This is a genomic window from Pseudomonas sp. Marseille-Q5299 (genome assembly GCF_943737035.1).
Classification (GTDB): Bacteria; Pseudomonadota; Gammaproteobacteria; order Pseudomonadales; family Pseudomonadaceae; genus Aquipseudomonas; species Aquipseudomonas putida_E.
In genome coordinates, this window is record NZ_CALSFR010000002.1 from 417,152 (window position 1) to 442,265 (window position 25,114).

The following is a 25,114-nucleotide window of genomic DNA, read 5'->3' on the forward strand; positions in this document are numbered from 1 at the left end:
GATTATTGAGCATGCGTACGCCATAGGCAACCGTCCTGCGATCAACGCCCGCCGGCTGGGTGAAAACAGCCATATAAAGGGTGCATTAGGCAGGCAGGCGGAGTAACTTTCCGCTTTGGTCCGTTACCCCGGTAACGGCGTCCAGGCACATCACAGGAGGCGAGTGTGCTCGATCGTTTGGGAATCAGAAGCCGGGTACTGCTGCTGGCCGTGCTGCCTGCCAGCTTGATGGCTCTGGTGCTGGGCAGCTATTTCACGTGGCTGCAGCAAGACCAGTTGCGCACTCAACTGCTGCAACGCGGCAAGATGATTGCCGAACAACTGGCCCCCCTGGCCGCGCCCGCCATGGCCCGGCAGACGCCTGCGCAGCTGGAGCGGATTGCCGCGCAAACCCTTGAGCAAGCCGACGTCCGTGCAGTGGCCTTCCTCGCCCCGGACCGCTCCCGCCTGGCCCACGCCGGCCCCACCATGATCAACCGGCCACCCAGCGGCGGCACGGGCACTCAACTGTTGGAGCGCAGCGGCAACGATGCCACACGCTACCTGATGCCGGTGTTCGGCCACCACCGCGACCTGGCCACCGAGGCCGTCCCGGCCGAAGCCGAGCGCCTGCTGGGTTGGGTCGAGATCGAGCTGTCGCACGACGGCATGTTGCTGCGCGGCTACCGCAACCTGTTCACCAGCATGCTGCTGATACTCGCTTGCCTGGTGCTCAGCGGCCTGTTGGCGATGCGCATGAGCCGCACCATCAATGACCCGATCGCGCGCATCAAGCATGCAGTCAACCAGCTCAAGGACGGCCACCTCGAAGAACGTCTGCCGGCCATGGGCAGCCACGAGCTGGACGAACTGGCCCGGGGCATCAACCGCATGGCAGAAACCCTGCACAGTGCCCATGAAGAGCTGCAGCACAGTATCGATCAGGCCACCGAGGATGTCCGCCAGAACCTGGAAACCATCGAGATCCAGAACATCGAGCTGGACATGGCGCGCAAGGAGGCCCTGGAGGCGAGCCGCATCAAGTCTGAATTCCTGGCCAACATGAGCCACGAGATCCGCACCCCGCTCAACGGTATCCTCGGCTTCACCCACCTGCTGCAGAAAAGCGAGCTGACCCCGCGCCAGCTGGACTACCTGGGCACCATCGAAAAATCGGCCGACAACCTGTTGGGGATCATCAACGAGATCCTCGACTTTTCCAAGATCGAGGCCGGCAAGCTGGTGCTCGACAGCATTCCGTTCAACCTGCGCGACCTGGTCCAGGACACCCTCACCATCCTGGCGCCCGCCGCCCACGCCAAGCAGCTGGAACTGCTCAGCCTGATCTACCGCGACACCCCGTCATCGCTGGTTGGCGACCCGCTGCGGCTTAAGCAGATCCTCACCAACCTGGTGAGCAATGCCATCAAGTTCACCCGCGAGGGCACCATCGTCGTGCGGGCGATGCTCGAGGACGAGCAGCAAGACAGCGCGCAGCTGCGCATCAGCGTGCAGGACACCGGTATTGGCCTGTCGCCTCAGGATGTGCGCACGTTGTTCCAGGCGTTCAGCCAGGCCGACAATTCGCTGGCCCGCCAGCCGGGCGGCACCGGCCTGGGGCTGGTGATCTCCAAGCGCCTGATCGAGCAGATGGGCGGCGAGATCGGGGTCGACAGCACACCGGGCGAGGGTTCGCAGTTCTGGATCAGCCTGAGCCTGCCCAAGGCCCACGACGACAGCGAGGCGCAGTCGTCGCAGCCGCTGCTGGGGCGGCGCGCGGCGATCGTCGACGGGCATGACCTGGCACGCCAGGCCCTGGAGCACCAGTTGCAGGATTGCGGCCTGAGCGTCAGCCTGTTCGCGTCCTATGAGCAATTGCTGCAGGGTGTACAGGCTGGCTTGCAGGCTGGGATGCCCTTCGATTTCGCGGTGCTGGGTGCCAACCTGGGCAATCTCACGCCCGAACAGCTGGGCCAGTACCACCAGCAACTGGAGCGCTACCACTGCCATTGCGTGGTACTTTGCCCGACTACCGAGCAAGCGCTGTACCACCCTCACCTGCCTAACGGCCACGGCCAACTGCTGTCCAAACCGACCTGCACGCGCAAGCTGCGCCGCCTGCTGCTGGAGCTGCTGCAACCGCGCCGCACGCGGGGCGAACCGGCCCCGCCAACGCGCGGCCAGCGCCAGCCGAAAATCCTCTGCGTCGACGACAATGCGGCCAACCTGCTGCTGGTACAGACCCTGCTGGAAGATCTCGGCGCCGATGTGCTGGCGCTCGACAACGGCCATGCTGCGGTGCAGGCGGTGCAGAGCGAACACTTCGACCTGGTGCTGATGGACGTGCAGATGCCAGGCATGGATGGCCGTGCCTGCACCGAGCAGATCCGCTTGTGGGAAAACACCCAGAGCGGCAGCCCGCTGCCGATCGTCGCCCTTACCGCTCACGCCATGGCCAACGAGAAACGTGCACTGCTGCACAGCGGCATGGACGACTACCTGACCAAACCGATCAGCGAGCGCCAGCTGGCCCAGGTGGTGATGAAATGGACCGGCCTGAGCCTGGGTGTCGGGCCACTGGAGCGCCTGGACGAACAGCAGGCCGAGGGCCAGGATCTACCGGTGCTCGACCCTGAGGAAGGCTTGCGCCTGGCGGCAGGCAAGCCGGATCTGGCGGCAGACATGCTGACCATGCTGCTGGCATCGCTGGCATCGGACCGTGAAGCCATTCGTGCTGCACGGGAGGGCGACGATCACGGCGCACTGATCGAGCAGGTGCATCGGCTCAACGGTGCCTCGCGCTATTGCGGCGTGCCGCAGTTGCGTGCAGCCTGCCAGCGCAGCGAGACCTTGCTTAAACAGGAGCATCCGCAAGCCCAGCAGGCGCTCGACGAGCTGGATGGCGCAATTGTCCGGCTGGCGGAGCAGGCACGCCAGAACGCCTGACCTTCAGGGCCTCATCGCCGGCAAGCCGGCTCCCACAGGGTTCAGCAGCGCTGCGAATTGGGAGCCGGCAAGCCTCGATGAGGCCGGTGCAGATCAACTTCCCTGCACGCCCGGGTGGCTACAATCCCCCAACCACGATAAAGGAAGCCCGACCATGCGCGCCCTGTTGTTCAGCAGCCAGCACTATGACCAGGAAAGCTTCACGCGGGCCACTTGCGATAGCGCTCTGGAGCTGCATTTCCAGCCCGCCCGCCTGACCCTCGACACCGCAGCCCTGGCTCAAGGTTTCGAGGTGGTCTGCGCGTTCATCAACGATGAGCTCGACGCGCAGGTACTGCAACGCCTGGCCGCTGGCGGGACGCGCCTGATCGCCCTGCGTTCGGCCGGCTACAACCATGTGGACCTGGCCGCCGCCCAAGCCCTGGGCCTGGCAGTGGTGCGCGTGCCCGCGTATTCACCGCATGCCGTGGCCGAACATGCCGTGGCGCTGATCCTGGCGCTCAACCGGCGCCTGCACCGGGCCTACAACCGTACCCGCGAAGGTGACTTCACCCTGCATGGCCTGACCGGCTTCGACCTGCACGGCAAGACCGTCGGCGTGGTCGGTACCGGCCAGATCGGCGCCGCCTTCGCCCGGATCATGGCTGGCTTCGGTTGCCAGTTGCTGGCTTACGACCCCTACCCCAACCCTGAGCTGCTGGCGCTGGGTGCGCGTTATGTGGAGCTGCCCGAACTGCTGCGTGAGGCGCGGATCATCAGCCTGCATTGCCCGCTCACCGAGCACACCCGGCACTTGATCAACCCGCAAAGCCTGGCCCAGTTGCAGCCCGGCGCCATGCTGATCAACACCGGTCGTGGTGCGCTGGTCGACACTCCGGCACTGATCGACGCCTTGAAAAGCGGCCAGCTCGGGTACCTGGGCCTGGACGTTTATGAAGAAGAAGCCCAACTGTTCTTCGAGGACCGTTCCGACCTGCCGTTGCAGGATGATGTGCTGGCGCGGCTGCTGACGTTCCCCAACGTGATCGTCACTGCGCACCAGGCGTTCCTGACCCGCGAAGCGCTGGACGCCATTGCCGCGACCACGCTGGACAACATCAACCGCTGGGCGGCGGGTAATGCGCAGAATCTGGTCACAGGTTGATGCTAGGATACGCGGCATTTCTGGAGGACCCATGGTCGAGCACGATTTCCGCTACACCCTTTTCAACCCGCAACACACCTTGATCGAGTGCCGCGCCCTGGTACCGGGCCGCTACCAGGTGACCGGCAACGGTGGCTCGATGCACAAGGGCGACACCCTGCTGGTCACCCTCAAGGGCAGCAAGGATTTGTCCATGCGCCTGACCGTCGAGAGCGTGCGCCACCTGATCAACCCGCGTGGCCAGTGGGTGGCCGTGGCCAGCGGCCCGCTGTTCAACGAGCTGGAAATCCTTAACTGGCAGGCTGAATGCGACAGCTGCGATGCCGTGCTGGACTTCGAGTTCGCCGTGGACGCAAAGCTTGGCAAGAAAGCCCGCCAGCCGGCTGCTACTGCGCGCATCGCCGAGCTGGGCTGGGCCAGCCGTGGCGACAAGCACGTGTGCCCGCGTTGCCAGGAGAGCGCCGAGTGAAGAATCTGCTGACCGGCGCCCTGATTGCCACCGGCCTGCTCGGTTGCGCTGCCGAACCCTCGAAGCTGCAACTGGAACGCAGCTATGTGCTGGAGTGGATCGGCGAGCGGCCGCTGATCGACTACAGCCACCTGACACTGACGCTGGCCAGCGATGGCCGGGCCTATGGCAATGCGGGCTGCAACCATTGGTTTGCACCGTACACGCTGGACGGTGAGCACCTGAGCTTCGGCAAGGTCGGCAAAACCCGCAAGCTGTGCGCGCCGGCGTTGATGGAGCAGGAAAAGCGCTTCCTGCAGGCGCTGGAGACGGTGCAGCGCTGGGATGTATCGCCCATCGAGCAGATGCGCTTCTGGCCGGCCGAGGGCAAGCCGCTGCGGTTCTGGCCTGAGGAGGGCTAGCTTCAAGCCGCAAGCTGCAAGAAAAGGCGGAACGGTGCACGGCCAGCTTTTTCTTGTGGCTTGCAGCTTGCAGCCTTCAAGCCCCCTTGAGCGCCTTGATCTTGGCTTGCAGCCCTTCCAGGGTCTGCTCACCCAGCAGCTGCTCGCGCACCTTGCCCTTGTCATCGATGATGTAGGTCACCGGCAACGCTTCGCTGCGTGGCAGGTCATAGCGCTCGGCCGGATCTTGCGCCAGCACGGTAAAGCCGATGCCCAAGGTATCGGCCGCCTGCTTCAGCTCCTGCCCCTGCAGGCCATCGAAGTTCACCCCCACCACCTTGATGCCATCGGCCGCCCACTGCTTGGCCGCAGTGTTCAGTTCAGGCACCTCGGTACGGCAAGGGCCGCACCATTCAGCCCAATAGTTGAGCACCAGCCAGTGCCCGTCGATCTGCTCGGCCTTCACCGTGTTGCCGTGCTGGTCCACGCCGTAGTCGGCACCGCAGCCACCTAGCAAAAGGCCTGCGGTAATGGCCAATGCTGCTGCCAAACGCCTTGCCATGGGTCAATCCTTCTCGAAGTTTCAAGCGAATGGGTCAGTTCCTGCGGTTAGAATAGCCGCCACACCCAGCTGGATGCGACCCGACATGACTGACTTGACGCTCTATCATAACCCGCGCTGCTCGAAATCCCGCGGCGCACTGGAACTGCTCGAACAGCGCGGCCTGGCACCGACCATCGTGCGCTACCTCGAAACCCCGCCCGACGCTGCCACCCTCAAGGCTCTGCTCGGCAAGCTGGGCATCGGCCCGCGCCAACTGCTGCGCACCGGTGAAGACGAGTACAAGGCACTCGCGCTGGCCAACCCGGCCTTGAGCGATGCGCAACTGATCGACGCCATGGCGCAGCACCCTAAGCTCATCGAGCGCCCGATCCTGGTTGCCGGTGACAAGGCGGTGATTGGCCGGCCACCTGAGAAAGTGCTGGAGATCCTGCCGTGAGCGCGCCCTATATCCTGGTGCTGTATTACAGCCGCCATGGCTCGACCAGCGAAATGGCCCGGCATATCGCCCGCGGCATCGAGCTGGCCGGCATGGAAGCGCGCCTGCGCACGGTGCCGGCGATTTCCACCGAGTGCGAAGCCGTGGCGCCGGACATTCCGGCCAGCGGCGCGCTGTACGCCACCCTGGACGACTTGCGCCACTGCGCAGGCCTGGTGCTGGGCAGCCCGACCCGCTTCGGCAACATGGCCGCACCGCTCAAGTACTTCCTCGATGGCACCAGCAGTTTGTGGCTGGGTGGTGAACTGGTCGGCAAGCCGGCTGGCGTGTTCACCTCCACCGCCAGCCTGCACGGTGGCCAGGAAACCACCCTGCTGTCGATGATGCTGCCGCTGATGCACCACGGCATGCTGGTGATGGGCCTGCCCTACAGCGAATCGGCGCTGCTCGAAACCTGCGGCGGCGGCACGCCTTACGGCGCCAGCCACCATGCCGGCGCAGACGGCAAGCGCGAGCTGGATCAACACGAGATCACCCTGTGCCGCGCCCTGGGCCAACGCCTGGCAACCACGGCCAAGGCCCTGGAGGCCTCGCGTGGCTAAAAAGCCGAAGGTGTTGCCACAACTGGAGTGGCTGGCACCGCGCCTGCGCCTCACACGCGCCCTGAGCCTGGCGTTCTTTTTTGGCCTGATCGCATTGCTGGTGGTGAACAACCTGTGGTTCGCCAACCTGCACGGGGCGCGGGTCGAAGTGATCCTGGCGATCGAGCTTGTGCCACTGCTTTTGCTGCTGCCAGGCATGTTGCTGGGCAGCGCCCGGGCGCATGCCTGGACCTGCTTTGTGGTGAATATCTATTTCATCAAAGGGGTGCTGGCAGCGTTCGACCCGGCGCGGGCAGTGTTCGGCTGGGTTGAGGTGCTGCTGAGCCTTGGGCTGTTCGTCAGCGGGCTGCTGTTCGTGCGCTGGAAATTCCAGCATGAACGGCGCATGGCGGGCGAAGGGCTTTGATTCCGGGGGCTGCTATCGCAGCCCCGGGCTTTTCAATGGTTGACGGTATGCGCCAGCATCACCGACAACTGGCACAGCGGCCGCCCGCTCTCGGCATGCCACTGGTTGAACGCCTGCTGTACCAGCGCCAGGTCGCGCTGGCTGGTCGGCTGCTTGTCGATCACCTTCTGGGCAATCAGTGCAGCGGCCATGTCATCGGTGGGGATGAACGTGTCCTTGCCAACCATGCGCAAAAAACGTGGTGCAGATAGCCCGCCCAGCTGGTTGCCATGCTTGGCCAGGTATTTCCACAACCCGACGATATCGGTCACCGGCCAATCGGCGATGAACGCACCAAAGCTGCCCTTCTCCTTCGCCACATCCAGGATCATCTGCGCATTGCGCGGCACGCTCTTGAGCTTGCCCAGGTGGCGGATGATGCGCTCGTCCTGCATCAACCGCTCCAGGTGCTCTGCGCCCATCAGTACGACCTTTTCCGGGTCGAAGCCGAAGAACACCTGCTCGAACGCCGGCCATTTGGCATCTACCAGGCTGTGCTTGAGCCCGGCGCGGAACACGCGCAAGGCCAGGGTCGACAGGTAGCGGTCGTTGCGGATGTCGCGCAGCTGCGCCGGCGTGCGCGGCTGCGGCAGGAAGGCCTCCAGGGCCTGGGCCGAGCCGAAGCGGTTCAGGCAGTACTCATGCAACCACTGGTAATCGCGCATGGGCTCAGATGTTCAGTACATCGAGAAAACGCGGGGTGGCGCTTTCGTCGATCTTGAGGCTGGTGAAGTCGAACAGGTTGCGGTCGGCCAACTGCGACGGGGCAACGTTCTGCAGGGCGCGGAAGATGCTCTCGGTACGGCCTGGGTGCTTGCGCTCCCACTCCACCAGCATGTCCTTGACCACCTGGCGCTGCAGGTTCTCCTGCGAACCGCACAAGTTGCACGGGATGATCGGGAATTCCTTCATGTCCGAGTAGGCCTGGATGTCCTTCTCGTTGCAGTACGCCAGCGGGCGGATCACCACGTTACGGCCGTCGTCGGCGCGCAGCTTGGGCGGCATGCCCTTGAGCGAGCCGTTGAAGAACATGTTGAGGAAGAAGGTCTCGACGATATCGTCGCGATGGTGCCCAAGGGCCATCTTGGTCGCGCCGATTTCGTCAGCGAAGGTGTACAGGGTGCCACGGCGCAGGCGCGAGCACAGCGAGCAGGTGGTCTTGCCCTCGGGCACCAGCTCCTTGACCACCGAGTAGGTGTCCTTCTCGACGATGTGGTACTCGACGCCCAGCTCTTTCAGGTAGGCCGGCAGCACATGCTCGGGGAAGCCCGGCTGCTTCTGGTCCATGTTCACCGCGACGATCTGGAACTTGATCGGTGCCACCTTCTGCAGGTGCAACAGAACGTCGAGCATGGTGTAGCTGTCCTTGCCGCCGGACAGGCAGACCATGACCTTGTCGCCATCCTCGATCATGTTGTAGTCGGTGATGGCTTCGCCGGCGAGACGACGCAGGCGTTTTTGCAGTTTGTTCTGGTTGACCGAGAGGGTGCCCATAGCGCTTGGATCCGCGAGGTGTGACAAAAGCCGACTATTTTACGCACAAACCACGCGCACCTGTAGGGATTCCGATAAAGACTTCAAGGGAATCAGCAGCCCGCCTTACAGCGCAATTTGCTCTAAAAAGCACAGTTTGTGCAGGTAACGGCTTCCTATACTGCGACATAAGGCCACATTACCGCTTGCATCGGTGCCCTGGCCTCGGGCCGCTTGCGCTCCATCTGGGGGGCGATTGGCAACAACGAGAGGAGTGACCGGCATGATTCATCACGTTGTGGGGCTGTTTACCCACCCTGACCAGGAATGGCGGGAGATACGCGGGGAAGACGAAAGCATCAGCCACATGTACCTGACGCACACGTTGATCCTGGCGGCGATACCCGCCGTTTCGGCGTTCATTGGCACTACCCAGGTCGGCTGGGTGATCGGCGACCGGCCAGCGGTAATGTTGACGATGGAAAGCGCACTATGGATGAGCATCATGTCCTACCTGGCGATGCTCGCCGGGGTCGCGGTAATGGGCGCTTTCATTCACTGGATGGCACGCACCTACGACGCCAACCCGTCCATGGCGCAATGCATCGCCTTTGCCACCTACACCGCCACCCCGCTGTTCCTCGGCGGCCTGGCAGCGCTTTACCCGCACCTGTGGCTGGGCATGCTGGTGGGGACTGCGGCCATTTGCTACACCGTTTACCTGCTGTACGTCGGTTTGCCGACATTCATGAACATACCGACCGATGAAGGCTTCCTGTTCTCCAGCTCGGTGCTGGCAGTGGGCCTGGTGGTACTGGTAGCGATCATGGCTGCGACCGTGATCATCTGGGGACTGGGCGTGGGGCCCGTCTATACCAACTAGCTTGGAAAACACCTAGATCCAACACTGGGGCATCAAACCGGAGGCCGCCGCAAGGCGGCTTTTGGCTGTGTGCTGACCGGTGGGCTCGGCAGCCTGCCGGTGCTTGCGGCATAATGCCCGGTCAGGAGAATTACCCCGCCATGCCCGAGCTGCTCAAACAACGCGTCGAAACCTGTTACCAGCAAGCCGAAACCTTTTTCAAGCGCCCCTTCCCGCGCCCGGAAGTCAGCTTCAAGCTGCGCGGGCAGAAGGCGGGCGTCGCCCACCTGCACGAGAACCTGCTGCGCTTCAACCTGCAGCTGTACCGCGAAAACCAGGAAGACTTCCTGCGCCAGACCGTGGCCCATGAAGTGGCGCACCTGGTGGCTCACCAACTGTTCGGGGACCGCATCCAGGCCCATGGCGAAGAGTGGCAGTTGATCATGCGCGGGGTGTATGAACTGCCGCCCAATCGCTGCCACAACTATGAAGTGCAGCGGCGGGTCGCGACCCGGTACATCTATCGCTGCCCATGCCCACAGGGTGAGTTTGCGTTTACCGCGCAGCGGCACAAGCTGGTGAGGCAGGGGCGCCGGTATCTGTGCAAGCGGTGCAGGGAGACGCTGGTGTACAGCGGTGAGACTCGGGTCGAATGACAGCCAGCGCACTGATAGACCAGGCACAAAAAAGGCGACCCGAAGGTCGCCTTTCGCTTTACTGCAGCAGGCTCAACGAGCCACGCCTTCAGCCACGCCCAGGTCGTCGGTCGGGCGGGTGTCAGCCAGCGGCGCACCACCGGAGGCCAGCTCCGACGCCAGCTTGTCGTTGTCCATCTCCTTGACCCACTTGGCCACCACCACGGTAGCAACGGCGTTGCCCACCAGGTTGGTCAGGGCGCGGGCTTCGGACATGAAGCGGTCGATACCCAGGATCAGCGCCAGGCCGGCAACCGGCAGGTGGCCGACAGCCGACAGGGTGGCGGCGAGGACGATGAAGCCCGAACCGGTAACGCCGGCAGCACCTTTGGAAGCCACCAGCAACACCAGCAGCAGGGTGATCTGGTGGGTGATGTCCATGGTGGTGTCGGTGGCCTGGGCGATGAACACCGCGGCCATGGTCAGGTAGATCGAGGTACCGTCCAGGTTGAACGAGTAACCGGTCGGGATCACCAGGCCAACCACCGACTTCTTGGCACCCAGGCGCTCCATCTTGGCCAGCATGCGTGGCAGCGCAGATTCCGAGGACGAGGTACCCAGTACGATCAGCAGCTCTTCACGGATGTAGCGGATCAGCTTGAGCACGCTGAAGCCGTGGGCGCGGCAGATACCGCCCAGCACCACCAGCACGAACAGCAGGCAGGTGATATAGAAGCAGGCCATCAGGTAGCCCAGCTGTACCAGCGAGCCAACGCCGTACTGGCCGATGGTGAAGGCCATCGCACCGAAGGCACCGACGGGGGCCAGCTTCATGATCATGTTGATGATGTTGAACATGACATGGGCAAAGCGATCGATCAGGTCCAGCAATGGCTTGCCGTAGCTGCCCAGGCGATGCAGGGCGAAGCCGAAGACCACCGAGAACATCAGTACCTGCAGGATGTCGCCATTGGCGAAGGCACCTACCACAGTATTGGGGATGATGTTGAGCAGGAAGCCGATGGTGGTCTGCTGCGCACCTGCGGCGGCGTAAGCGGCCACGCTGCTGGCGTTCAGGGTGCTGACGTCGATGTGCATGCCAGCGCCCGGCTTGACCACGTTGACGACGACAAGGCCGATGATCAGGGCGATGGTGGAAACGATTTCGAAGTACAGAAGCGCGTAGCCGCCGGTCTTGCCGACCGACTTCATGCTCTGCATGCCGGCAATGCCGCTGACCACGGTACAGAAGATGATGGGCGCGATGACCATCTTGATCAGTTTGACGAAACCATCACCCAAGGGTTTGAGGGCGACGCCGGTTTCTGGATAGAAGTGGCCGAGCAGGATGCCGATGGTGATGGCAACGATCACCTGGACATACAGGGACTTGTACAGCGGCTGACGTGTCGTCATGGCTAATTTTTCCTCAAGTGTGCCGGCTTCACCCTTCCCAGGATGTCGGGGCACCTGAATCGCTAACCCTCCTGCACCCGGAGGGATTTGTCGTTGTGTTCGAGCTGCCTGGGCAGGCCTCTGCCAAGTCAGATAGCAAGGGCGATGCCAAAACGCCCATGAAGGGTGCAAAGGCCGTATTTGCTGGAGGAAAATGCCCAACGACAGGGCGAATTGCCTGAGAAAGGATGGCGGATTTCCGCCCGATGGCGGGATTTGTACAGGCACCTTGGCGGGAATCCGCCCTGCTTGTTGCGAGCGATGAGGCAGCGGCTGCCTGAACATCAATCAAGGTAAAAGGTGATCCGGAATGCCGCCCCGCCCAGCGGCGAATCACCCAGGCTCAGTTCAGCGTCATAGCTGTCGACGATATCTTTGACCACCGCAAGGCCAATCCCCTGCCCCGGATGCTGGCGGTCCAGGCGCTCGCCCCGTTCGAGAATCCGCTCACGCTGATCCGCCGGCACACCCGGCCCGTCATCTTCGATGCACAACGTCTGCCGCCCGGGCGCTTCCTGCAAGCTCACCCGCACCAGCCCCAGGCTCAGCCGGAAGGCGTTTTCCAGGAGGTTGCCCAGCAACTCGAGCAGCGCGCTCTGCTCCATCGGCACTTGTGCCTGCGCCGGCACCTCAAGCAGCACTTCGACGCGCTTGTCGCGGTACACCTTGGCCAGGGTGCTGCACAGGCTGTCCAGCACCGCAAGCAACTGTACGCTGTGGCGCACCAGGCCGCTCTTGCGCAGGCTGGCGCGCTGCAACTGGTAGTCGATCTGCTGGCTCATGCGCTCGATCTGGCTCTGCAGTACCCGCGCCTGCTCGCGCTCGGTGACGCGCTGCTGCATGCTCTCCCCCACGCCTTGCAGCACCGCCAACGGCGTCTTGAGGCTGTGTGCCAGGTCACCCAGCGAGTCACGGTAACGCTGGCGCTGTTCCCGCTCGCTGCGCAGCAGGCGGTTGAGCGAGCCAGTCAGGCGTAACAGCTCACGCGGGTGCTCGGCACTTAGCCCATCGCGCGCGCCGGCCTCCACCTCGTCCAGCTCGCGGCTCAGCCGGCGCAACGAACGCAGGCCCCAGGTCAGGCCGGCCCAGAGCAATGCCAGCAACGCCAGCAGGGCCGCACCAAAACCTAAGTAGAGCTTTTCACGCAGGCCATCGAGGGTTTGCTGGTACTCGCGCACCGGCTGCAGGGCAACGATGCTGTAGGCGGCGCTCTGGCCACCCAACAGCTTGATTTCGACGTCATAAACGAAGAATTCCTCGCCGTCATCCTGGTGCATGCGGGCGAATTCATTGCCGCGCCCATCGTAGCGCGGCTGGTAGTTGATGTGCTGGTCGGCGGTGGCGCGGGAGCGCCAGACCAGCTTACCTTCGCGGTCGAAGATGTAACCGAGCAAACCGGTATAAGGCAGGTTGTAACGCTCGTCCGGCAGCAGTGCGGGCATCTGCAACTGGCCATGCTCGATGCGCGCCGAAGAAATCAGCGAGGTCACGTCCGAAGCCAGGCGCTGTTCGATCGATTCCTGCAAGGCCAGGCTGAAGGCCTTCTGCAGGGCGGGCAGCAGCGCCAGCATGAACAGCACTGCCAGCACCGCTGCCGCGAGCATCAAGCGCACCCGCAGCGAACGAATCATCGGCAGCGCTCGGTGAACAGGTAGCCGAGCCCACGCACAGTGTCGATCGGCTTGAACCCGCGCTCACCTTCGAGCTTGCGACGCAGACGGCCGACCAGCACCTCGATGACGTTGGGGTCACGCTCCTCATCGCCCGGATACAACTGTTCCATCAGGCGCTCCTTGGCCACCACCTGCTGGTGATGACGCATCAGATACTCAAGGATGCGGTACTCGTAGGCGGTCAGCGCCAGCGGCTGCTCATCGAGGGTCGCCTGCTTGCGGTTGAGGTCCAGCACCAAAGGGCCTGCGGCGATGGTCGACTGGGTGAAGCCGCTGGAGCGGCGCAGCAGGGCATTGAGGCGTGCCTCAAGCTCTTCGAACTGGAAGGGCTTGACCAGGTAATCGTCGGCACCGGCGGCCAGGCCTTCGACCTTGTCCTGCCAGTTGCCGCGGGCGGTGAGAATCAGGATGGGAAAGGTCTTGGCCTGGGTACGCAGGCGGCCGATCAGCTCCAGGCCGCTCATGCCGGGCAGGCCGAGGTCGATCACGGCCAGGTCGAAGTGGAATTGTTCGGCCTGGTACAACGCTTCTTCGGCGTCAGCCACAGCCTGGACCACATGGCCGCTTTCGCCCAGGCGTGTATAGAGGTGGTGCCTTAACAGGGCTTCGTCCTCTACCACCAGCAGTTTCATGTGACGCTCCTTTCAATTATTGCCTGGGCCGGCCTCATCGCCGGCAAGCCGGCTCCTACAGGAAGCTCCACACGCCTGAAAGCAGTGGAGAACCCGGGGGAGCCGGCTTGCCGGCGACGAGGCCAGTAAAGGATAACTCGACTCGCGGATCAGAACTTGTAGTTCGCCGACAGGTAAGTCTGAGCACTGCTGGTCAGGCGCAGGGTACCCTCTTTCGGCCCGCCGCTCGCTCCCACCTCGGTCGCTGCGTTGGTGCGCAGATAACGGTAACCCAGCTCAACCGAAGCCCGGTCGGTGATCTCCTGGATGACGCCGGCCTGCAGGCCGACCGCGTAGCCATAGTCGGTATCACGGCTGGCCCCTGGCGAGTCCTGGGTCAGCTTGGTCATGCCCAGGCTGCCACCACCGAACAGTTTGGTGGTATCGCCTACCGGCAGGAACAGGTCGTAGCTGCCCAGCAGGTTCTCCTGGCGCAGCTTCAGGCCGCTGTGGTCGCCCGAGACATTGTCGTAGGTCATGTAGTAGCGACCTTGGTCGTTGATCTTGCCCAGGCGCACGCCCCAGGTGTCATCCTTGCCGATGATGCCGTCGGCGTTCAGGTGGTCGGTGTTGCGTTGCAGCAGCCCGGACTTGCGGACCTTGTCGCTGGTCTGGCCATAGGTGAGGCTGGCGAAGTTGTCGTCGGCGGCCTGGGCGGTGGTGATGCCGGCGGCACAGACGGCCATGGCGGCCAGCAGGGTATTGAAGGTTTTCATGGCGTTGTACTCCAGTTGAATGCGCTGTTTCGGTCTGGAAGCTAGAGTAAGCAGAACGCCCTGAACCGCGGCTGAACCCTGGCTGAACCTGGGCTGAACGATACGTTTGCAAAACAAGGAGTAGTGAACATGCGTGCCCTGCTGGCTTTGACCCTGATGTGCAGCGCCGCTCTTGCCCAGGCGGCAGTAGTGACCCGCGAGATCCCCTACCAGGACGACGATGGCAACCGCCTGGTCGGCTACTACGCCTATGACGATGCGCTGGAGGGCAAACGCCCGGGCATCGTCGTGGTGCATGAATGGTGGGGGCTGAACGACTACGCCAAGCGCCGTGCCCGTGACCTGGCGGCACTGGGCTACAAAACGCTGGCCATCGACATGTACGGCGACGGCAAGCACACCGAGCACCCCCAGAATGCCCAGGCATTCATGGCCCAAGCGCTGAAGGACCCGGCAGCGGCGGCCGCGCGCTTCGACGCGGGCCTTGAACTGCTGAAAAAGCAGCCGAACGTCAACAAGCACAAACTGGGCGCCGTAGGTTACTGCTTCGGCGGCAAGGTGGTACTGGACGCGGCACGGCGCGGCGAGAAGCTGGACGGTGTGGTGAGCTTCCATGGCGCGCTGGCCACCCAGACGCCGGCCAAGCCTGGTGTGGTAAGGGCCGATATCCTGGTGGAGCACGGTGCGGCGGACAGCATGGTCACTGATGAGCAGGTCGCCGCGTTCAAGGCCGAAATGGATGCGGCCAAGGTCAATTATCAGTTCGTCAGCATTGCCGGCGCCAAGCATGGCTTCACCAACCCGGATGCCGACCGTTTGAGCCACGGCGCCCATGGCGGGCCGGATATTGGCTACAACAAGGCCGCGGACGAGCGTTCGTGGGCGGACATGCAGGCGTTCTTCAAGAAAGCGTTCGAATGAAGATTGCCGGGGCCGCTTCGCGGCCCATCTCCCACACAGCCACATCGGCTGGCACAATACCGCCATGAACAGATTGCCTTCCTGCTGCGCCCCGCTCCAGCACCACTGGCCCCTGCCCCGCCCGTTGCCTGGCGCGGTGCTGGTCAGTTGCGCCTTCGACCCCGGCCGCCTGGCCGCCGATGACTTCCAGCGTGCCGGTATCGAACCCAGCCCCAGCCTGCAACGCTCGGTGGCCAAGCGCCAGGCCGAGTATCTGGCCGGCCGGGTGTGCGCGCGCGCCGCGCTGCAACGCCTGGATGGCCGCGACCATGTGCCCGGCACCCATGAGGACCGCTCACCGATCTGGCCCGCTGGCATTCACGGTTCGATCACCCACGGCAAAGGCTGGGCTGCGGCCGTGGTTGCCGCGCAAGACAGCTGCCGCGGCCTGGGGCTGGACCAGGAAGCATTGCTGGACGACGAGCGTGCCGAACGGCTGATGGGCGAAATCCTCACCCAGGCAGAGCTCGAGCGCCTGGACCGCAGCCAGCTGGGGCTGGCGGTTACCCTGACTTTTTCGCTCAAGGAAAGCCTGTTCAAGACCCTCTACCCACTGACCCGCCAGCGCTTCTACTTCGAGCACGCCGAGGTGCTGCAGTGGTCACCTGAAGGCCTGGCACGCCTGCGCCTGCTCATCGACCTGTCGCCAGAATGGCGCCATGGCGTCGAGCTGGAAGGCCAGTTCTGCCTGCAGGACGGCCATCTGCTCAGCCTGGTCAGCGTCTAAGCCTTACAGCGGCGCCTGCTCGCGTGGCCAGTTGAGGCTGAAGCAGGCACCGCCCAGCGCTTCACTGCGCCCTACCGTGGCCCGGCCGGCGTGCCAGTAGATGATCCGCCGCACGATCGACAGGCCCAGGCCATGCCCTCCCGAAGCCCGGGTACGGCTGTCGTCGAGCCGGGTGAAGGGCGTGAAGATACGGTCCCAGTAACCTTCGGGGATGCCCGGCCCGTCATCTTCCACTTCGATGCGGCAGCGCTGCTGGCCCAACTGATAGCTCAACCGTACTTCAGCTCGGGCATGGCGCAGGGCATTGCTGACCAGGTTCTGCAGCGCCCGATGCAGATAGCGCGGCTCGGCCTCGACCCAGGCGTCTTCGCCATCCTGAAGCTGACAGGCACCACGCACCAGCCTGACGCCGGCATTGAGCGGGGCCAGCTCGTCGATCACCCGGTCAAGCAAGGCATCCAGGTCGACGCGCTGGAACTTCAGGGCCGGCGCGCCCTGCTCCAGGCGGGCGTAGGTCAGCATCTCGTCGACCAGCTTGTCCAGGTCCTGGATATCGCCGTCCATGCCCGCCAGGTGCTTGGCCCGGGCCTGTTCGGTCGGCGCGCTTTCAATCATTTCCAGGCCAAAGCGCAAACGCGCCACCGGCGTGCGCAACTCATGGGACACCGCCCGCACCAGCTCGCGCTGCATGTTCAACGAACGCTGCAGGTGTTCGGCCATGCCGTTGAACGCCGCCGCCAGGCGCCCCACCGAATCGGCATCGCCGGCGGGCACACGGGTTTCCAGGCTGCCCTGGGCGATGCGCGTGGCGGCCATTTCCAGGCCCGACACCCGCCGTTCCAGCTGGCGCACCAGCAGATAGACCACCAGGCCAATCAGGCACAGGCCGAGGAACGCGATCAACACCAGCAATTGCGGCGGATAGGGGTTGAGCTGATACAGCGGGCCAATCTCCAGCACCCAGGGCGAACCCGGCAAGCCTGCGAACACGCGGATCGAATCGCCATCCTTGCCCAGCGCCATGACCGTGTCGCCCTCCTCTACCCGGCGCCGCTGGTCATCGTCCAGGCCGACCCGCTCCAGGCGCTGCAGGGCGATACCAAAACCGAACCCCTTGCTCTGCCTGATCTGCGCCAGGCGCTGTTGCTGTTCGGTGACCGGGAAGCGCACCAGTTCATCGGCGAGCAGATAGAGCGTGGCCCGCGCCAGCTGCTCGCTGACCTGCTTGACCTCGGCCACCAGCAGCAGGTCTTCCTGGCCCACCTTGCGCAGCACCTGGGCGGCGTGCGGGCCGGTTTTCTGCACCACCACCAGGGCGCGATTGAGCCGCGCGCGCTGGCCGCCATCAAGGGTGCGCGCCGACAGGGGTTGCAAGTCCAGCGGCACGCCCAGCAAGCGCTCCCACATCAACAACGAGCGTTTGCGTTCGGTTTCATTCTGCTGGGCCAGGTTGTCAGCCATCAGGCTGAAGGTGCCCTGGGCCAGGCGCTCGCGGTGCTGGGCGGCGCGCACCTCGTTGACCAGGTGCAGGCTGAGCACACCAAGCAGGGCCACCAGCACCAGCACCGCGAGCATGCCGCCATAAATACGCAGGAAGATCGAGTTGTTCATGGTGCATCGCCGACGAACAGGTAGCCCTTGCTGCGCAGGGTCTTGATAAGACGGGGGTGGATCGGGTCGTCGCCGATCTTGGGGCGGATCTTGGAAATGCGCACGTCGATGGAGCGGTCCTGGCCGTCGTAACCGACACCGCGCAAGGCGGTGAAGATCTGCTCACGCGACAGTACCCGCCCGGCATTGCTGGCCAGCAGCCAGAGCAGGTCGAACTCGGCTCCGGTAAGCTCGATCAGCTGTTCGCCGAGCCGGGCTTCGCGCAGGCGGTTGTCGATGCGCAGGTCACCAAAGGCCAGCTCCTGGGTTTTGCCTTGTGCCGGCTCGCTGCGCCGCAGCAGGGCCTGGATGCGTGCCAACAGCAGGCGTGGGCGCACCGGCTTGCACACGTAATCGTCAGCACCAAGGTCCAGGCCCTGGACCTGGTCGAGCTCGTCGCTGCGGGCGGTGAGCATGAGGATGGGCCCTGCGTACTGGCCACGTACGCGGCGGCAGATGCTCAGGCCGTCTTCACCGGGCAGCATCAGGTCGAGGATGACCATGTCTGGCTGGCTGTCGACGATACGCCGGGCGGCGCGCGCACCATCGCCCTCCACTGCCACCTCGAAACCGTTGGCCTGCAGGTATTCAGCCGTGAGCTCGGCGAGGCGCTGGTCGTCTTCGACGATCAGGATGCGGGGTACGGGTTGGTCCATGGCGTTTGCCTTGATTGTTGTTTTTGCGTTGCCTGTTCCGGCCCCATCGCCGGCATTGCCACCTTAACCAAAAGGCAACATCCCCTGCCGATACTACGTCCCGCACCCGGCACTGCCAACCTCAGCGGAAACACCCCTGGACTGAACCGTTTTTTGTGCTAGGGTTCGCGCCCTGAAAAATCTGCACCGGGGCAACGAGCCGCAGAAAAATACTGCAAACCACTTGGTACAAGGCCTACAGCGAATACCCACTATTCACTCACAAAGTACGCACAACTTATCCACAGGCGCTCGCCTTGCAAAGCCCCCGATACCGCATTATCTTGTATCCCCAGCGCAGCGAACCACTAGATGTTGGGTTTCACACACCAACGCCAAGCATGAGTCAGCAGACAAATTCAAGCGATTTTTCTGCCTGAACTTATTGTGGTTTCAACAACCAAATCGCTCCAGCGGAGATGGAGAGCAACAGCTTTTGGGCTAGCCCCATAGCCTTTGACTTCGGCCAGGGAGCGGCATGTTCTTTGCCCCTTATTCCTGAGTCTGTCCCGAAGTCGGTACGCCCGAGCGGGCGGATGCGCGCGCATGACGCATCCCCGCCAGGGCCGTCGAACAAGTGGACAGAACGGTGGGCGCCCAAAAGGCGCCTGAACATATAGAAACTGTGGAGACACCCACCCATGCAAACCGACACAACTCGCGAGAACCCGCAGGCTTTGGCGCCGCAGGCCGCCGATTCCAACCAGGATCTGGCCGCGACCGCTCCGGGCCAGCTGCGCGTGATCAAGCGCAACGGCACTGTCGTCCCTTACACCGACGACAAGATCACCGTGGCCATCACCAAGGCGTTCCTCGCAGTTGAAGGCGGCACCGCCGCTGCCTCGTCGCGCATCCACGACACCGTCGCGCGCCTGACCGAGCAGGTCACCGCCACGTTCAAGCGTCGCATGCCATCGGGTGGCACCATCCACATCGAAGAAATCCAGGACCAGGTCGAACTGGCCCTGATGCGTGCCGGCGAGCAGAAAGTCGCCCGTGACTACGTGATCTACCGCGACCAGCGTGCCAAAGAGCGCGCTACCCGCGCCAACACCGACGCCGCGGTCGAGCCGCACCCAAGCATCCGCATCACCCTGGCCGACGGCAGCCTGGCGCCGCTGGACATGGCGCGCCTGAACACCATCATCAGCGAAGCCTGCGAAGGCCTGGCCGAAGTCGATGGCGACCTGATCCAGCGCGAAACCCTGAAGAACCTGTACGACGGCGTGGCCATCAAGGACGTCAACACCGCCCTGGTGATGACCGCACGTACCCTGGTAGAGCGCGAGCCGAACTACTCGTTCGTCACCGCCCGCCTGCTGATGGACACCCTGCGTGCCGAAGGCCTGGGCTTCCTGAACGTTGCCGACAGCGCCACCCACCACGAGATGGCCGACCTGTACGCCAAGGCACTGCCGGCCTACATCGCCAAGGGTGTCGAGTTCGAGCTGCTGAACCCGGCCCTGGCCGCCTTCGACCTGGAAAAACTGGGCAAGGCGATCAACCACGAGCGCGACCAGCAGTTCACCTACCTGGGCCTGCAGACCCTGTACGACCGCTACTTCATCCACAAGGATGGCGTACGCTTCGAGCTGCCGCAGGTGTTCTTCATGCGTGTGGCCATGGGCCTGGCGCTGGAAGAGAAAGACAAGGAAGCCCGTGCGATCGAGTTCTACAACCTGTTGTCGTCCTTCGACTACATGGCCTCGACCCCGACCCTGTTCAACGCCGGTACCCTGCGCCCGCAGCTGTCGAGCTGCTACCTGACCACCGTGCCGGACGACCTGTCGGGCATCTACCACGCGATCCACGACAACGCCATGCTGTCGAAATTCGCCGGTGGCCTGGGCAACGACTGGACTCCTGTGCGCGCACTGGGCTCCTACATCAAAGGCACCAACGGCAAATCCCAGGGCGTCGTACCCTTCCTGAAAGTGGTCAACGACACCGCCGTCGCCGTGAACCAGGGTGGCAAGCGCAAAGGCGCTGTGTGCGCCTACCTGGAAACCTGGCACCTGGACATCGAAGAATTCATCGAGCTGCGCAAGAACACCGGTGATGACCGTCGTCGTACCCACGACATGAACACCGCCAACTGGATCCCTGACCTGTTCATGAAGCGCGTCTTCGATGACGGCAAGTGGACCCTGTTCTCGCCCTCGGAAGTGCCAGACCTGCACGACCTGACCGGCAAGGCCTTCGAAGAGCGCTACGAGTACTACGAAGCCCTGACCGAGTACAACAAGATCAAGGTGTTCAAGACCATCCAGGCCAAAGACCTGTGGCGCAAGATGCTGTCGATGCTGTTCGAAACCGGCCACCCATGGCTGACCTTCAAAGACCCGTGCAACCTGCGCTCGCCGCAGCAGCACGTGGGCGTGGTCCACAGCTCGAACCTGTGCACCGAGATCACCCTGAACACCAACAAGGATGAGATCGCGGTCTGCAACCTGGGCTCGATCAACCTGCCGAACCACATTGTCGACGGCAAGCTGGACACCGCCAAGCTGCAACGCACCGTGAACACCGCCGTGCGCATGCTCGACAACGTGATCGACATCAACTACTACTCGGTGCCGCAAGCGCGTAACTCGAACTTCAAGCACCGCCCGGTCGGCCTGGGCATCATGGGCTTCCAGGACGCGCTGTACCTGCAGCACATCCCGTACGGCTCCGACGCTGCTGTGGAGTTCGCCGACAAGTCGATGGAAGCGGTCAGCTACTTCGCGATCCAGGCGTCCTGCGACCTGGCCGATGAGCGCGGCGCGTACGAGACCTTCCAGGGTTCGCTGTGGTCCAAAGGCATCCTGCCGCTGGATTCGCAACAGATCCTGATCGAGGCCCGTGGCCAGAAGTACATCGACGTCAACCTGGAAGAAACCCTGGACTGGGCGCCGGTACGTGCCCGCGTACAGAAAGGCATCCGTAACTCGAACATCATGGCCATCGCGCCGACCGCGACCATCGCCAACATTACCGGCGTGTCGCAGTCCATCGAGCCGACCTACCAGAACCTGTACGTGAAATCGAACCTGTCGGGCGAGTTCACCGTGATCAACCCGTACCTGGTGCGCGACCTGAAAGCCCGCGGCCTGTGGGACTCGGTCATGATCAACGACCTGAAGTACTACGACGGTTCGGTGCAGCAGATCGAGCGAATTCCGCAGGAGCTCAAAGACCTGTACGCCACCGCGTTCGAAGTCGAGACCAAGTGGATCGTCGATGCCGCCTCCCGTCGTCAGAAGTGGATCGACCAGGCGCAGTCGCTGAACCTGTACATCGCCGGCGCTTCGGGCAAGAAGCTGGACGTGACCTACCGCATGGCCTGGTACCGTGGCCTGAAAACCACCTACTACCTCCGTGCCCTGGCCGCGACCAGCACCGAGAAGTCGACCATCAACACCGGCAAGCTCAACGCCGTGTCCAGCGGCGGCGACAGCGCCCCGGCCCAGGCCGCAGGCCCGGCGCCAGTGCCGAAGGCTTGCGCGATCGACGAGCCGGACTGCGAAGCCTGCCAGTAAGGCCTGCTGATGCCGCAAGGGGTGCCCCAACGGGTGCTCCTGGCGGGCATTTTCTTATCTGCGCAAGCGCAGCTTTTGCAGGAGCGGCCTTGTGTCGCGAAGGGGCTGCAAAGCAGTCCCGGAATCCTTGTGAAAATAGTGGATTCCAGGGGCCGCCTTGCGGCCCTTTCGCGACACAAGGCCGCTCCTACAAAAAACGCGCCAACCCAACATGATGTATCGATAAAATAAAAAACCACAACATGTAGTGCCTCGCGCTATTTGCCGCTAAACTCCCTTCCCGTAAAAGACGACACGAGATACCGTGAACGGACGCGCTTAAAACCGGTCGAAAAATTACCCTCGCCCGCAAGACGCGCACCCCGATCGAAAGCGAATTCCGGTATACTCCGCCCCCTCTGAAAAGGGCACCTATTCAAGTCCCTGGCCCCTCCCCGAGGCCTGGCCAGGCACGAATCCAGATGTAACGAGAGTCAGCCTCTCGAGCTGTCCATTCGCCGTAACGGCCTTGCGTCAGGCATCACATTCTTAAAATCCAACCGGTTGCCTCAGGGCAATCCTCAAGCAGGAGCCAAACCATGCTGAGCTGGGACGAATTCGACAAAGAAGACGGCGAAGTAGCCGCCAAAGGCAACACCCCTGCGCAGGCCAACGCCGCCGCCACCCTCGACAAGCTCGACAGCGCCGGCGGTGCTGCCGCCCTGGAAGCCCGTGCTGCCACCGCTGCCGACTCCGACGCTGTTAAGCGCGCCAAGGCCGCGCTGGACGCCCTGGACATCGCCGAAGGCCTGGCCGAGCTGGAAGGCTCCTCGGCCCGCGTCGCCGTTGACGAAAAGCGCATGATCAACTGCCGCGCCGACCTGAACCAGCTGGTACCGTTCAAGTACGACTGGGCCTGGCAGAAGTACCTCGACGGCTGCGCCAACCACTGGATGCCGCAAGAGGTCAACATGACCGCCGACATCGCCCTGTGGAAGAGCCAGGACGGCCTGACCGAAGACGAGCGCCGCATCGTGATGCGCAACCTCGGCTTCTTCTCCACCGCCGACTCGCTGGTTGCCAACAACCTGGCCCTGGCCGTGTACCGTCTGATCACCAACCCGGAGTGCCGCCAGTACATCCTGCGCCAGGCTTTCGAAGAGGCGATCCACACCCACGCCTACCAGTACTGCATCGAGTCGCTGGGCATGGATGAAGGCGAGATCTTCAACATGTACCACGAGATCCCGTCGGTCGCGAAGAAAGCCGCCTGGGGCCTGAAGTACACCCGCGCCATCTCCGACCCGGAGTTCAACACCGGCACCGTCGAAACCGACAAAGAGCTGCTGCGCAACCTGATCGCCTACTACTGCGTGCTGGAAGGCATCTTCTTCTACTGCGGCTTCACCCAGATCCTGTCCATGGGCCGCCGCAACAAGATGACCGGCGTTGCCGAGCAGTTCCAGTACATCCTGCGTGACGAGTCGATGCACCTGAACTTCGGTATCGACGTGATCAACCAGATCAAGATCGAGAACCCGCACCTGTGGGACGCGGCGATGAAGGAAGAAGCGACCCAGATGATCCTGCAAGGGACCCAGCTGGAGATCGAATACGCCCGTGACACCATGCCACGCGGCGTACTGGGCATGAACGCGGCAATGATGGAGGACTACCTCAAGTTCATCGCCAACCGTCGTTTGACCCAGATTGGTTTGAAGGAAGAGTACCCAGGGACGACCAACCCGTTCCCATGGATGAGCGAGATCATGGACTTGAAGAAAGAGAAGAACTTCTTTGAGACCCGCGTGATCGAGTATCAGACGGGTGGGGCGTTGAGCTGGGACTGATTGTCCGGGCTGATCATCAAGGAGGCTGCCGATTGGCAGCCTTTCCTTTACGCCAGTACTTTCCTGCCAACAGAAATTTAACGCTTCCACCCCCAAACATCCTGCCGAACTTCACTCGACTTTTTCGAGTGCCCGAGAAAACGCCCAGACAAAAAGCTAGAGTCAACAACTTTAAATTGGAAGGCCCGGTTTCAAAGGCTGAGTGCAACACCGGGCTTCATTGAATTAAGGATGAGCCCTCATGATGCCGAGCCATCATCTGCGTCATCATCTCGATTGGGCATTGGTAATCAAAACGCTGGCGCGGCCGAATATTCAGTTCATACGCAATGGCATCCAGCTGCTCCTGGCTATGCCCAGACAAGTCGGTGCCCTTGGTCAGGTACTGCCTAATCAGGCCGTTGATGTTTTCGTTGCTGCCGCGCTGCCAGGGGCTATGCGGGTCGCAGAAGTAAACAGCCACTCCGGTACGCTGGGTGATCTCGGCGTGACGCACCATTTCCCGGCCCTGGTCATAGGTCAACTTTTTACGCGCTGCCAGAGGCATGCGGTTCAAGGCGGCACTGAAACCTTCGACCGCCGAAGTCGCTGTGGCGTCATGCATCTTGATCAGCATCAGGTAACCCGTACTGCGCTCTACCAACGTACCGACCGCAGAAGCATTGGCTTTGCCCTTGATCAAATCGCCCTCCCAGTGGCCGGGCGTCAGACGATCTTCTGCCTCAGGCGGACGAACATGGATGCTGACGAGATCAGGGATTTGGCCACGGCGGTCTACCCCGCCAGTGCGGGGGCGACGACTGGTTTTACCTTGCCGCAAGCAAATGATCAGCTCCTTGCGAAGCTCACCCACCGGCAATGCATAGATGGCGTTGTAGATCGTTTCGCGGCAGACGTAAGCGTCTTCAAGCTTTGGGAATTCCATGCGTCGGAGTTTGCCGGCAATTTGCTGAGGAGAAAAGCGCTGTCGCAGCAGGTAGGCCACCAGATCGAACAGTTCGCCACCTGGTTCAAGCTTGCGCGCAGGTCGGCACGCCTTGGCGGCGCAGGCGCATCTGTTGCTGAGCCTGGCTGTCAGAATAGGGCGAGGTACTGGCGGCGTTACGGCGAAGCTCACGACTAACGGTCGAGGGGCTGCGATCAAGCATCCGGGCGATCGCTCTTTGGCTCAGGCCCTGAAGCTGGCCGAACTGGATCGTGATGCGTTCTTCAATACTGAGTTCTTGGTAAGACATAGGGACACCGTACCGGATTGGTCAGGTGTTGCACTCAGTTTTTGCC

General features: G+C 62.9%; 22 protein-coding genes and 1 pseudogene. 13 read left to right on the forward strand and 10 right to left on the reverse strand.

Going from position 1 to position 25,114, the window contains the following annotated elements:
• Positions 1 to 165 precede the first annotated feature (165 nt).
• From NGJ21_RS06360 to NGJ21_RS06375, 4 genes are all read left to right on the forward strand, one after another.
• Complete coding sequence (locus tag NGJ21_RS06360) at positions 166 to 2,925, forward strand: response regulator (protein WP_115272983.1); 2,760 nt, start codon at positions 166 to 168, stop codon at positions 2,923 to 2,925.
• Positions 2,926 to 3,079: 154 nt separating this feature from the next.
• On the forward strand, positions 3,080 to 4,069 hold the full coding sequence (locus NGJ21_RS06365; RefSeq protein ID WP_046787456.1) for a 2-hydroxyacid dehydrogenase: 990 nt from the start codon (positions 3,080 to 3,082) through the stop codon (positions 4,067 to 4,069).
• 31 nt (positions 4,070 to 4,100) lie between these two features.
• A complete protein-coding gene (locus NGJ21_RS06370) occupies positions 4,101 to 4,538 on the forward strand; it encodes a hypothetical protein (RefSeq protein WP_039602107.1) in 438 nt (145 codons plus the stop codon).
• Complete coding sequence (locus NGJ21_RS06375; RefSeq protein ID WP_046787457.1) at positions 4,535 to 4,939, forward strand: META domain-containing protein; 405 nt, start codon at positions 4,535 to 4,537, stop codon at positions 4,937 to 4,939. The genes NGJ21_RS06370 and NGJ21_RS06375 overlap by 4 nt, the downstream gene beginning before the upstream one ends.
• 76 nt (positions 4,940 to 5,015) lie before the next feature.
• On the opposite strand, the gene NGJ21_RS06380 is transcribed toward NGJ21_RS06375, so the two are convergent.
• Positions 5,016 to 5,480, reverse strand: coding sequence for a TlpA disulfide reductase family protein (locus NGJ21_RS06380; protein WP_046787458.1), 465 nt, complete (start codon positions 5,478 to 5,480; stop codon positions 5,016 to 5,018).
• Positions 5,481 to 5,565: 85 nt separating this feature from the next.
• On the opposite strand from NGJ21_RS06380, the gene arsC reads away from it, so the two are divergent.
• From arsC to NGJ21_RS06395, 3 genes are read left to right on the forward strand one after another with little or no spacing between them, the layout of a single operon-like run.
• A complete protein-coding gene (gene arsC / locus NGJ21_RS06385) occupies positions 5,566 to 5,919 on the forward strand; it encodes an arsenate reductase (glutaredoxin) (RefSeq protein ID WP_251961957.1) in 354 nt (117 codons plus the stop codon).
• Positions 5,916 to 6,521, forward strand: coding sequence for an NAD(P)H:quinone oxidoreductase (gene wrbA, locus NGJ21_RS06390; RefSeq protein ID WP_115272987.1), 606 nt, complete (start codon positions 5,916 to 5,918; stop codon positions 6,519 to 6,521). Before arsC ends, wrbA begins: the two co-directional genes overlap by 4 nt.
• Positions 6,514 to 6,927, forward strand: a complete 414-nt coding sequence (locus NGJ21_RS06395; RefSeq protein WP_046787461.1) for a DUF2069 domain-containing protein — start codon at positions 6,514 to 6,516, stop codon at positions 6,925 to 6,927. The genes wrbA and NGJ21_RS06395 overlap by 8 nt, the downstream gene beginning before the upstream one ends.
• 32 nt (positions 6,928 to 6,959) lie before the next feature.
• Here NGJ21_RS06395 and NGJ21_RS06400 read toward each other — a convergent pair whose 3' ends face one another.
• Positions 6,960 to 7,631, reverse strand: coding sequence for a DNA-3-methyladenine glycosylase I (locus tag NGJ21_RS06400; RefSeq protein ID WP_125924970.1), 672 nt, complete (start codon positions 7,629 to 7,631; stop codon positions 6,960 to 6,962).
• A gap of 4 nt (positions 7,632 to 7,635) precedes the next feature.
• Positions 7,636 to 8,460: a tRNA 2-thiocytidine(32) synthetase TtcA gene (gene ttcA / locus NGJ21_RS06405; RefSeq protein ID WP_119688396.1), complete on the reverse strand. Its 825-nt coding sequence runs from the start codon at positions 8,458 to 8,460 to the stop codon at positions 7,636 to 7,638.
• 262 nt (positions 8,461 to 8,722) lie between these two features.
• On the opposite strand from ttcA, the gene NGJ21_RS06410 reads away from it, so the two are divergent.
• Positions 8,723 to 9,322 (forward strand): Yip1 family protein, encoded by a 600-nt coding sequence (locus tag NGJ21_RS06410; protein ID WP_012313117.1) that lies wholly within the window; start codon positions 8,723 to 8,725, stop codon positions 9,320 to 9,322.
• A 140-nt stretch (positions 9,323 to 9,462) separates the two neighbouring features.
• Positions 9,463 to 9,957 (forward strand): SprT family zinc-dependent metalloprotease, encoded by a 495-nt coding sequence (locus tag NGJ21_RS06415; RefSeq protein WP_012313116.1) that lies wholly within the window; start codon positions 9,463 to 9,465, stop codon positions 9,955 to 9,957.
• Positions 9,958 to 10,029: 72 nt separating this feature from the next.
• On the opposite strand, the gene NGJ21_RS06420 is transcribed toward NGJ21_RS06415, so the two are convergent.
• From NGJ21_RS06420 to NGJ21_RS06435, 4 genes are all read right to left on the reverse strand, one after another.
• The gene (locus NGJ21_RS06420; protein ID WP_046787465.1) at positions 10,030 to 11,352 is read right to left on the reverse strand and encodes a dicarboxylate/amino acid:cation symporter; all 1,323 of its coding nucleotides are present in this window, start codon (positions 11,350 to 11,352) and stop codon (positions 10,030 to 10,032) included.
• Positions 11,353 to 11,675: 323 nt separating this feature from the next.
• Positions 11,676 to 13,022 (reverse strand): ATP-binding protein, encoded by a 1,347-nt coding sequence (locus NGJ21_RS06425; RefSeq protein WP_115272989.1) that lies wholly within the window; start codon positions 13,020 to 13,022, stop codon positions 11,676 to 11,678.
• Positions 13,019 to 13,696 (reverse strand): response regulator, encoded by a 678-nt coding sequence (locus NGJ21_RS06430; protein ID WP_046787467.1) that lies wholly within the window; start codon positions 13,694 to 13,696, stop codon positions 13,019 to 13,021. Before NGJ21_RS06430 ends, NGJ21_RS06425 begins: the two co-directional genes overlap by 4 nt.
• Positions 13,697 to 13,845: 149 nt before the next feature.
• Positions 13,846 to 14,451, reverse strand: a complete 606-nt coding sequence (locus NGJ21_RS06435; protein WP_012313112.1) for an outer membrane beta-barrel protein — start codon at positions 14,449 to 14,451, stop codon at positions 13,846 to 13,848.
• A gap of 129 nt (positions 14,452 to 14,580) precedes the next feature.
• On the opposite strand from NGJ21_RS06435, the gene NGJ21_RS06440 reads away from it, so the two are divergent.
• Together NGJ21_RS06440 and NGJ21_RS06445 are read left to right on the forward strand one after the other, a co-directional pair.
• Positions 14,581 to 15,372, forward strand: coding sequence for a dienelactone hydrolase family protein (locus NGJ21_RS06440; protein ID WP_251961958.1), 792 nt, complete (start codon positions 14,581 to 14,583; stop codon positions 15,370 to 15,372).
• A gap of 64 nt (positions 15,373 to 15,436) precedes the next feature.
• Positions 15,437 to 16,138: a 4'-phosphopantetheinyl transferase family protein gene (locus NGJ21_RS06445; protein WP_119688394.1), complete on the forward strand. Its 702-nt coding sequence runs from the start codon at positions 15,437 to 15,439 to the stop codon at positions 16,136 to 16,138.
• A 3-nt stretch (positions 16,139 to 16,141) separates the two neighbouring features.
• Here the strand turns inward: NGJ21_RS06445 and NGJ21_RS06450 are convergent, their stop codons facing one another.
• A complete protein-coding gene (locus NGJ21_RS06450) occupies positions 16,142 to 17,749 on the reverse strand; it encodes an ATP-binding protein (RefSeq protein WP_119688393.1) in 1,608 nt (535 codons plus the stop codon).
• Entirely contained in the window at positions 17,746 to 18,444 is a 699-nt protein-coding gene (locus NGJ21_RS06455; protein WP_039604244.1) for a response regulator, read from the reverse strand. Before NGJ21_RS06455 ends, NGJ21_RS06450 begins: the two co-directional genes overlap by 4 nt.
• A gap of 680 nt (positions 18,445 to 19,124) precedes the next feature.
• Between NGJ21_RS06455 and NGJ21_RS06460 the strand changes: the two genes are divergently transcribed.
• Both NGJ21_RS06460 and NGJ21_RS06465 read left to right on the forward strand, forming a co-directional pair.
• Complete coding sequence (locus NGJ21_RS06460; RefSeq protein WP_046787472.1) at positions 19,125 to 22,004, forward strand: ribonucleoside-diphosphate reductase subunit alpha; 2,880 nt, start codon at positions 19,125 to 19,127, stop codon at positions 22,002 to 22,004.
• Between the two features lie 578 nt (positions 22,005 to 22,582).
• Complete coding sequence (locus NGJ21_RS06465) at positions 22,583 to 23,833, forward strand: ribonucleotide-diphosphate reductase subunit beta (protein WP_012313106.1); 1,251 nt, start codon at positions 22,583 to 22,585, stop codon at positions 23,831 to 23,833.
• Between the two features lie 217 nt (positions 23,834 to 24,050).
• Here NGJ21_RS06465 and NGJ21_RS06470 read toward each other — a convergent pair.
• A pseudogene (locus tag NGJ21_RS06470) lies at positions 24,051 to 25,068 on the reverse strand (IS30 family transposase).
• Positions 25,069 to 25,114: the final 46 nt, after the last annotated feature.

What these genes read in the sequence shown, in the direction of transcription:
- NGJ21_RS06425 (WP_115272989.1), bottom strand. Translation starts at nt 13,022, where the DNA reads ATGATTCGTTCGCTGCGGGTGCGCTTGATGCTCGCGGCAGCGGTGCTG.
- NGJ21_RS06460 (WP_046787472.1), top strand. Translation starts at nt 19,125, where the DNA reads ATGCAAACCGACACAACTCGCGAGAACCCGCAGGCTTTGGCGCCGCAG.
- NGJ21_RS06465 (WP_012313106.1), top strand. Translation starts at nt 22,583, where the DNA reads ATGCTGAGCTGGGACGAATTCGACAAAGAAGACGGCGAAGTAGCCGCC.
- NGJ21_RS06430 (WP_046787467.1), bottom strand. Translation starts at nt 13,696, where the DNA reads ATGAAACTGCTGGTGGTAGAGGACGAAGCCCTGTTAAGGCACCACCTC.
- NGJ21_RS06410 (WP_012313117.1), top strand. Translation starts at nt 8,723, where the DNA reads ATGATTCATCACGTTGTGGGGCTGTTTACCCACCCTGACCAGGAATGG.
- NGJ21_RS06420 (WP_046787465.1), bottom strand. Translation starts at nt 11,352, where the DNA reads ATGACGACACGTCAGCCGCTGTACAAGTCCCTGTATGTCCAGGTGATC.
- NGJ21_RS06450 (WP_119688393.1), bottom strand. Translation starts at nt 17,749, where the DNA reads ATGAACAACTCGATCTTCCTGCGTATTTATGGCGGCATGCTCGCGGTG.
- NGJ21_RS06455 (WP_039604244.1), bottom strand. Translation starts at nt 18,444, where the DNA reads ATGGACCAACCCGTACCCCGCATCCTGATCGTCGAAGACGACCAGCGC.
- NGJ21_RS06370 (WP_039602107.1), top strand. Translation starts at nt 4,101, where the DNA reads ATGGTCGAGCACGATTTCCGCTACACCCTTTTCAACCCGCAACACACC.
- NGJ21_RS06365 (WP_046787456.1), top strand. Translation starts at nt 3,080, where the DNA reads ATGCGCGCCCTGTTGTTCAGCAGCCAGCACTATGACCAGGAAAGCTTC.
- NGJ21_RS06435 (WP_012313112.1), bottom strand. Translation starts at nt 14,451, where the DNA reads ATGAAAACCTTCAATACCCTGCTGGCCGCCATGGCCGTCTGTGCCGCC.
- NGJ21_RS06440 (WP_251961958.1), top strand. Translation starts at nt 14,581, where the DNA reads ATGCGTGCCCTGCTGGCTTTGACCCTGATGTGCAGCGCCGCTCTTGCC.
- ttcA (WP_119688396.1), bottom strand. Translation starts at nt 8,460, where the DNA reads ATGGGCACCCTCTCGGTCAACCAGAACAAACTGCAAAAACGCCTGCGT.
- NGJ21_RS06415 (WP_012313116.1), top strand. Translation starts at nt 9,463, where the DNA reads ATGCCCGAGCTGCTCAAACAACGCGTCGAAACCTGTTACCAGCAAGCC.
- NGJ21_RS06445 (WP_119688394.1), top strand. Translation starts at nt 15,437, where the DNA reads ATGAACAGATTGCCTTCCTGCTGCGCCCCGCTCCAGCACCACTGGCCC.
- arsC (WP_251961957.1), top strand. Translation starts at nt 5,566, where the DNA reads ATGACTGACTTGACGCTCTATCATAACCCGCGCTGCTCGAAATCCCGC.
- NGJ21_RS06380 (WP_046787458.1), bottom strand. Translation starts at nt 5,480, where the DNA reads ATGGCAAGGCGTTTGGCAGCAGCATTGGCCATTACCGCAGGCCTTTTG.
- NGJ21_RS06400 (WP_125924970.1), bottom strand. Translation starts at nt 7,631, where the DNA reads ATGCGCGATTACCAGTGGTTGCATGAGTACTGCCTGAACCGCTTCGGC.